This is a genomic window from Pseudomonas sp. B21-015, assembly GCF_024749285.1.
In the GTDB taxonomy this organism is placed as follows: domain Bacteria; phylum Pseudomonadota; class Gammaproteobacteria; order Pseudomonadales; family Pseudomonadaceae; genus Aquipseudomonas.
In genome coordinates this window covers 2,635,629-2,644,643 of record NZ_CP087196.1, presented here as the reverse complement: position 1 = coordinate 2,644,643, position 9,015 = coordinate 2,635,629, and the positions used below count along the sequence as shown (strand labels likewise).

3 protein-coding genes are annotated in these 9,015 nt (G+C 62.8%); all 3 read right to left on the bottom strand.

Annotation, left to right across the window (positions count from 1 at the left end):
* Positions 1-2: 2 nt before the first annotated feature.
* Genes LOY38_RS12070 through LOY38_RS12060 form a run of 3 tightly spaced genes read right to left on the bottom strand, consistent with a single transcriptional unit; the run spans position 3 to position 8,934 of the window.
* A complete protein-coding gene (locus LOY38_RS12070) occupies positions 3-2,306 on the bottom strand; it encodes a condensation domain-containing protein (RefSeq protein ID WP_258700202.1) in 2,304 nt (767 codons plus the stop codon).
* The gene (gene hutH, locus LOY38_RS12065; RefSeq protein WP_258700201.1) at positions 2,303-3,835 is read right to left on the bottom strand and encodes a histidine ammonia-lyase; all 1,533 of its coding nucleotides are present in this window, start codon (positions 3,833-3,835) and stop codon (positions 2,303-2,305) included. Before hutH ends, LOY38_RS12070 begins: the two co-directional genes overlap by 4 nt.
* Positions 3,835-8,934, bottom strand: a complete 5,100-nt coding sequence (locus LOY38_RS12060; RefSeq protein WP_258700200.1) for an AMP-binding protein — start codon at positions 8,932-8,934, stop codon at positions 3,835-3,837. The genes hutH and LOY38_RS12060 overlap by 1 nt, the downstream gene beginning before the upstream one ends.
* Positions 8,935-9,015: the final 81 nt, after the last annotated feature.

The window sequence follows — 9,015 nt, the reverse complement described above, 5'->3', positions numbered from 1 at the left end:
GATTAAAACTCCTTCGGCAATGGTTCGTGTCGCTGCGCTTGCGTCATCGCCACGAGTATTCGGCGCGGCGCGGTAAAAGGCTCCCGCCCATGAGCAGTCAAACGGTTGTCCAGCATCAACAGGTCATCCTTCTGCCAGTCGAAGGAGAACGACGCCGCGAGGTATGCGCGGCGTATCTCGGCAATCCATTGGGCCGGTATCGGCTGCCCATTCCCCAGCAAGGTTTCCACCGCCTGCAGCTGGGACACATCAAGCCTGGCCGCCACCTCGCCCAAGGCTTCGGACAAGGCCGCGGGGTGAAAGAGCGCGGCGTGATTGAACCAGACAGCCTCCCCGGTATCGGGATGGGTCACCACCGCGGGCACCGCCAGATCGGCGACCAACTCATCCTGCGCGCCCTTGGAGAACCTATAGCCTTGTGCTGCGTATCGACTGTGCAAGGTGTCCAGGTCATCGACCGCGAACGCCTGCTGCCAACTCAATCCAAGCCCGGGTCGAAACCGCCGGCGATAAATCACCCCATGCCGTTCAAAAGCACCGCGGATCGACTCGGGCAAGAGGGCCAGAACCGCCCGACAGTTGGCCAGCGGAGTTCGTCCACCCTTGAGCGGTGGGGTTTCACAGAAAAAAAACACACGTGCTGGCCAGCTCGTGGCATAGGCGTTTTCGTTGTGAAAAAAAATTGGCTGGTCCGACGGGTACTCGGTGGAGGTATAAACACCAGCCGCCACTTCGGTCCTGGGCGTCGAGCGCTGCAGGTAGGGCAATGGTTCGCCGCCCAGCTGCTGCACCACCTGCGCGAACATCCCGCTGCCGCCAAGGTTGAACCCCCGAAACAGAACGGCACCGCTGCGAATCAGATGAGCCTCAAGCGCCATGCGCTCCCTGTGCACCCACTGGGCCAGGTCCACATCTGCGGACCGGCACTCGACCAGCGTGGGACGCGGGGCTGCCGGGGACGACGTGACACTGACCGGGTCGGCAGTCATATCGACACGCCGACGCGACGGCACGAATGTGGGGGGCGACGCCGTTGGCTGGACCGTCTCCAGAGGGGCTTCGGGCGAGCGGAGAATGCCATCCAGCATTGAGCAAAAACGCTGGGCCAGGAGTGCTGGAGCCAGCCTGCTGCGACTCGGGTCGATGGTGACGCTCCCGCACAACCCCTCACCCTGCTCCCACAACTCCAGCAATACCGGGAACTTCGGATCAGTGCCCTGGACCCCGGCCACCTCGACATCCAGCCCCTCCAGGTGCAGGGGATGACGCGGCATATTGTGCAAGACAAATTTACCTTCAAAGAGCTGGCCACCCGGCTGCTGGCTGGCTTCGACAATCAACGGGTAAGGCAGGTGCGCGTGCGCCAGCACATCAAGGCTCAAACGGTGGGCCTGCTGCACGGCGCTCACACCGTTCAGACCCGGGTTCATTCGCCAGCGCAATGGAATCTGATTGACGAACATGCCAATGACAGGCTCATAGGCCGGCTCGGTGCGACCGCTGAAGTCCGTCGCCAGCACCAGGTCGTCGCGCCCCGTGAGGGTGGCCATGGATGCCGCGAATGCGCTGAACCCCAACGCGAACGGTGAGACCTTCAGAGCCCGCGCAACCGACAGCAGCGCCTTGGTCGTCTGGCCATCCAGTTGCAATGCCTGTGTCAGCGATCGAGGTCCGCTCTGACTGGTCACCTGGGGGCTGCCCGCCAGTTGCAGGGACCAGAAGCGCTGCGCATCGTCCCACGCAGCCGTACCCACCCGTGCTCTTTCGGCACGCGCATGACTGATGGGCGAGGCGTTCAACTCAGGCAAGGGGGCCGAGGCTCCTGCCGCGTAGAGCGCGGACAGGTCATGTTCGAACACCCCCAGCGACCAGCCATCGACAATCAGGTGATGGGCGACGATCAGCAGCACATGCCGGTTCGGCCCCAGGTGGGCCAGGCGAACGCGAAACAATGGCGCGGCAGACAGGTCGAAGGGCAACTGCTGTTGCCGTTGCATCCAGTCGTGCAATTGCTCGGGGGCAACCGACTCAACCTGCAGCCGCGGCCCGCTCATGGCCAACACCTGTTGCTCAAGCCCCTGCGCAACGGCGACAAAGCAGGTGCGCAAGCCCGGATGACGTTGCACCAGCAGATCCAGCGCACGTTCCAGACGCGGGATATCCAGCGTGCCGTTCAGCTTCAGTGCCAGCGCTTCCTGGTAGGCCTTACCGGCACGTCCGATCGACTGCACGACCCAGAGCCCCTCTTGCACTGAACTGGCCGGCCCCCGCTCCTGCAATACCTGCGCTTCGTGGGCCTCGCTCATTGCAGCTGCATCTCGGCCAGTTGCCCGGCGATCACCGTCGAGTGCTGGCACAGACGTCGAGACTTGCTGATGAGGTCCGCCATCAGTTGATCCTCGGTGACGAACGGGATCTCCTCGCGCACCGCTGCATAAATCGCCCGCCCGCGCTCGGACAGTTGCAAGCCGGGATTCATGTCGATGGCCTGACATGCCGTCATCAGTTCGATGGCGAGGATGGTTTCACAGTTGTCGAGGATGGTTTCGAGCTTGTAGGCCGAGGTTCCGCCCATGCTCACATGGTCCTCCTGCAAGTGACAGGTAGGAATCGTATCGACCGACGCCGGATTGGAAAGCACCTTGTTTTCATTGAGCAACGCGGCACTGGTGTACTGGACAACCATGAAGCCCGAGTTGAGCCCCGGCTTGGCGACCAGAAAGCCCGGCAAGCCATTTTGGCCGGAAAGCAACTGGTAAGTCCGACGCTCCGAAATGCCGGACAGGTCGCTGATCCCGATGGCCGCGAAGTCCAGTGCGAACGCCGTCGACTGTCCGTGCAGATTGCCGCAGGTGAGAATTTGCCGGGTCTCTGGAAACACCAATGGATTATCTGAAACACTGTTGCATTCGTTGCCGATGACCGTCTCCAGATAACCGACCACCTGCCGCGCCGCACCATGCACCTGGGGCGCACAGCGGAAGGAGTACGGATCCTCCATCGCCGGGTTGCAATGCGCCAGATCCGCATGGTTGCTGCCCTGGGTCAGCGTGCGGATATGCCGCGCCACCTGCGAGCGCTCCGGATGCAGACAGGTCTTATGAATCTGCGGATCGATGAAGCTGCGAGCCGCGCTGAACCCCATCATGCTCATGGCCGCACACAGATCGGCCAGCGCCACCAGGCGTTTGGCCCGAACCGTGGCCAACGCCCCCAACGCATTGAGGTACTGCACGCCATTTGTCAGACAGAGGCCGTCCTTAGGTTGCAACGTCAAGGGCGGCAGGCCGATCTCGCGCAGGACCTCGCTCGAAGGGCGCAGCACCCCTCGATGCCAGACCTCTCCCAGACCGATCAGAGGCAAGAACAAGTGGGCCAAGGGAGCCAGATCGCCACTGGCACCGACCGTCCCTTTCTGTGCAATGGCACCTACGACACCGTGGTTCCAGAGATCGACGATCCGATTGACCGTCGACAGGCTCACACCGCTGTTGCCCGTGCGAAACGTCAGCAACTTGATCAGGGTGACCAAGCGACTGACCTCCTCGGGAACCGCCGGCCCTACCCCACAGGCGTGAGACTTGAGCAAGTTGTGCTGCAACGTGGACAGGTCGGCGGAGTCGATATGAGTCGTGCACAACGAACCAAAGCCGGTATTGATCCCGTAGTGCAGAGCATCGGACCCTGCTATCTCCAACACAAAGCGGTGGGCACGATCAATGTTGTCGACCACGCTTGAATCCAGTCGCAAACTACAACCACTGCGTGCGGCAGCCACCAAGTCCTCAGGGCTTAGAAAGTTGGCATCGATGACTATCGGGCGGGCTTGTGACATCAGTTGACCTCGGCTTGGCGTGTAGGCGTTAAGTGGCTATGCACAAGACTGGCAAGTGCTGAAACCGTGGGTTCTGCAAGAAACTGCGCCAGACCGATGGCGATCCCGGTTCTGGTCTTGAGCAAATTGAGCATTTGCATCGCGTGGATCGAATGCCCGCCCAATCCAAAAAAATCCGTATGCGCCCCTGGGACTTCCTCGTGCGGCAATACCTCGTGCCACAACGCGGCAATCGTCCCCTGCAGGAGCAGAAGATCCGGCGCTGAGCAGGCGTCCCCGACCGCTGCTTGCGGCGACGGGAGTTCGCAAGAGGCCAGCGCACGACGATCGAGCTTGCCGTTACTCGTACGCGGCAGATGGGAAACGACGACGATCAACGACGGCACCGCAGTCAAGGGCAGGTGATTGAGAACGAAGCGCCGCACTGCCAGGGGATCCACATCCTCGTGAGCCTCAACGTGGGCAACCAGCCGGGCGCTCCCGTCGACCTGGCGCAAGGCGGCGACAGCGGCATACACGGCGGGATGCAGAACCAGCGCACTTTCCACCTCCTCCAGCTCGATGCGTACCCCATTGAGCTTGATCTGATTGTCCTGGCGCCCGAGTACCTCGAGCACCGCGTCCGCGGTCCAGCGTCCAACATCGCCCGTGCGATAGAGCCCACGGCCATCAGCGGCGTGCGACGGCAGCAGGACGAAACCACCCTCGCCAATAGCGCCTGCATAACCATTGCTCATGTCTGCCGTGCGCAGATAGATTTCTCCTTGAACTCCGACAGGAACAGGCTGACCCGCCGAATCACGGACTTCGACCGTTCTCCCGGCAATCGGGCGGCCGACCGGAATGCGCAAGCGCTGCAGATCCGCGCTCGTGACCCGGTGCCAACAGGCCGCAACGGTTTCCGTGGGCCCATAGATATTGATCAATTTCAAGTCAGGTCCGCCGCGCTTGAGCAGCTCGGCGGCCAGCGCAAGGGACAGCGGCTCGCCTACCGTTGCCAGGGTTTTCAAGGCGCGAGGCCAACTGGCGGAGCCACGCAGCGCCTCGCCTAACAGGCTGGGTGTGATCTGCAAGGTGGTCACCGCCACTTCATCGAGCCATTGCAACAGCCGCCCGGGGGCCAGGTCCGCAGCCCGATCCGGCAGCACCAGCGTTGCCCCGTGGCACAGCGCGCCAAAAATCTCGCATAAGGCCACATCGAACCCCGGCGCTGCGATCTGAGCCACCCGGGCGCCGGGCACCATGTCCAGGGCGCTGACCTGCCACTCCAGAAAATGGCTGAACGTCGTGTGCGACTGCCGAACGCCCTTGGGTTGCCCGGTCGACCCCGAGGTGAAGATCAGGTAAGCGCCGCTGTCCACCGATACCTCGGGCAAAGCCACGTGCTCAAGCGAATCCGCTGTTGCCTGGCGAGACGATGTCAGGCTGGCCAGGTCATCGACGTACAACGGCACCGCACCGCTGGACTGGCTCTCGAGCAGCACGTCGCTGGCGCTGAGCGCCAACAGGGCCTGCTGGCGCTTGACCGGCAGACCACTGTCGAGCGGCATGATCGCCGCACCGGTTTTCAGCCCCGCCACCAAACCGACCAGCCATTCGATCGGGCTGCCGCTGCGTACCGCTATCACCGTCGGCGTGGCCCGCTGCAGAATCTGCCGGGCAACCCGGTCGCTGTACTCGTCGAGTTGTCGATAACTCAGTGTTTCATCGGCTGTTTGAATCGCCAGCGAATTGGGGCGGGACGCTACCCATTCGCGGATCATCGCCGGCAAGGCGTGAGGAGCTTTACTGATCCGTGGCGCGGTTTGCCATCCCCAATCGGCGTCGTGATCAACCAATGCCTGCAACGACGCCATTGGGCTCTCTGCCGCCGCGATGCTCATCCGCTCAAGGCATTGGGCAATCCGTCTCGCGGTCGCCGCGCTAAAGCACGAGGCGTCGACCCGGACCACGCCCTCTACTCCAGCGGCCGTTTCGCAGCTGATAATTTCAATGGGCTGTTCCAAGGTATAGGGTCCCATGCCATTGGACGACAGCGTCAACTCGCCCACCTGCACCTGACTGCGCTCATCACGCAAAATCAGTCGCCCCCACTGCTCCGGCACATCCGCGACAGCGGCCACATGCACCGCCGCGACCTCAAACAACGACCCCACATCGGAGCGTTCCTGACGCCATTGGGAACCGATCTGCTCAAGCGAAACACTGCCATGCACGAAGGCCCGACCGACCTTGTGACCGACGCGGCCGGCTGCGTCGATAAAGGACTGGGCTGGCGCGAGTTCAGCCCTGATCGGCGCCACCCTGATGCCGTAGCCTTGCCGAGCTCCCGGGTCATCGCTGACAGGCACGCCGATGACCGCGTCCCAGTTCCCAGTCCAGCGCCCCAATACTGCGAACACGCAGGTCAGCAATGACACAAACGGGGTCTGCCCGGTGGCCTGGCCCAAACGGTTGAAAACCGCTTGGGTCAAGGTGAACGGGATGCAATGAGGGAGCGTCGGCTGCGCTGTGCCGCAGTCCCGTGGCAGCTGGGTCGGATTGAGCGTCGCCAGATCGCTACGCCAGTACGCCAGATCGGCCTCGGCGACTGGCGCCGCCGCGGGCTGGCGCGGTGCCGGGTTACGACTGGACGGCTGCAGCAGATAACGCGCGATCCAAAGCATGCTCCAGAAGTCGACCGCGATGTGATGCACCCTCACCAACAGGGTGTCGACAGCCTCATCCTCAGCGTGGATCCGCACCAGTTGCAAAGGACCTTGCGTGAGGTCAAAGGACTCGGCACAGCATCGGTGCAGCAACGAGGCATGCCCGTCAACATCTGCCGGCCCGGCGATACTCGTAACCGGAACAGGCGCCAGCGTATCGACAAAGACTACCTGCGGCCCCGCGGGTGTTGCATCGACCCGCAAACCCAACGCACGCAATTGGTTGGGCAACTCGACGGCGAGCGCTGTCAGATGATCGATCGCCTGCACCGGGCCACTCACCGCCAGGGCGAGTGCATAAGCACCATCGCCCCGCTCTACTCGGCGCTGCAGGATCGAACGTTGCCCGGCGAGTAGTGCGACATCCGTCGCGCATGTCGGTGACGGTGTGGGGGGCTGCTGTTTGCGTAACCAGGCGCTGAACTCGGCCAGGCTCCATCCGTCGTACAACGGGGCCAGCGAAATCCGGATACCGGTCGCCTGGGCCATTCTGGCAAACAGTTGCGTGGCTGCCAGGGAGTTCAATCCAAGTGCCAGCAGCGGCAAGTCCGCCTCGGGACGAGTCGGCAAACTGGCGGCAATGGCACACAGCTCTGCCATGGCCCCCATGACCATGCCTTGCGTCCCCCTGGCACCGAGGGTCTGGGCCAGATGGGCCAGCGCGGCATCCAGGCTGTCACCCACGGCGGGCGAGAGCCAGACCGCACGCACCCGGTATTCGTTCGCCAGCATTTTGCGCAGGGCTTCGGCGCGTTGAATCTTGCCGCTGGTGGTGACACTGATATCCGCCCTGGCCACCCAAACGATCGCCCCCAGCGGGTGCTCACAGGCGTGGGCAATGGCTTGAGCCAAACTCTCTGGCGCAATCTCCGGCGTGAGCAGTGGCAGCTCCACAATCAGCACCAGCTGCTCGGTATCCAATGCCTGATGAGAGACATGCCCCATGCACAGGCGAAACTGCTCGCTCGTAAGGGCCACCGCGACCACTCGCGTCTCGGCCAAGAGCGGGTGCGCGTCGCGAGCGACGTCTTCGATATCTCCCGGATAGATGTTGCGCCCCGCGATGATCATCATGTCCTTGAGACGGCCCGTGACGTAGAGCTCATCCTTGGACAAGAAGCCAAGGTCGCCGGTGCGCAGATACGGTACGTCCGGATTGCCCGCCAGGTGTGCCCCGAAAGCATCGTTGCTGGCCCCCCAGTAGCGGCTCGCGACATGTTCGCCCGCGACCCAGATCTCGCCGATGCGCCCTTCGGCCAACGGCGCCAGGTCGTTCGGATCGACGATCCGGATATCCGCCCCCGGGGCCACCGCTCCGCTGCTGATCAAGGCGGTAACCGGCAGTCCGGCCACCGGGTCGCGGGCTTGCCCGCCTTCCAGCGCAACACGGCAAAAGCGTGAGGCCTTCACCCGTGATTGCTGCCTGTGACCGGCGCTGAGCAAGGTGGTCTCCGCGAGGCCATAACAGGGCAACCAGGCGTCAGGATCGAAGCCATAGCCCGCCATGGTCGCGGCAAAACGCTCCAGGGTGGCGGCTCTCACCGGTTCAGCGCCGTTGTATGCCACGCGCCAGGAAGACAGATCGATCCCTTGAAGCCGTTGCGGATCGTCAATGGTGGCGCAAATCCGATAGGCAAAGTCCGGAGCACCGCTGGTATGGGCGCGATAATCCGAGATCATTTTCAGCCATCTTTCCGGCCGATCCTGAAATGCCTCGGTGGGCATCAAGACGGCCTGCGCCCCAATCAGCAACGGGTGCAAGGCCGCGCCCACCAGCCCCATGTCATGGAACAACGGCAACCAGCTGGCGAATCGGGTGCTGCTGTCATGCCCGAATACGGAAGCGATCATCTCTGAGTTGGCCGCCAGCTGCCTGTGCGTCACCACAACGCCTTTGGGAGCACTCGTCGAACCGGAGGTGTACTGGATAAAACAGACATCCTGCGCGCTCGCGGTGAAAGGCGGCACGGGCGCGCCAACCAGTTCATCAACCGCGATCAGCATTGCCGTGGTCCGTGTGTCGTGATGCCGGGCGACGCTGCTGGTGTCGCTGAGCAATAGCGCAAAAGGCTGACAGTCGGCCAGTACATGCTCCAAGCGGCCTCGACGGCGACCATTGACCGGAACAGGCACGGCAATGCCGCCAGCGTGCACGATGGCCAGAAAGCCACGAATGAACTGGGCCGGATTGCCGCATGCCAGAACAATCGGCTGGCCCGGCAGTAAGCCCCGAGCCAGCAGCCCACCAGCCATCTCGCAGACCTGCCAGGCCAGCACCCTGTAGGTCGGGCTGTCGACCTCGACACCTTGTGTATTCAAAAAGCGAAACGCCACCTGATCAGGCACTGAACAGGCGTGACGAGCCAGGACTTGCGCAAGACTGGTGGGCAATGTTCGCTCCATATTCCGAATTCCGTTTCAAACACCCGAAGCGTCTGCTGCGAGTTATCTCAGATGACCCCTGTCAGAAAC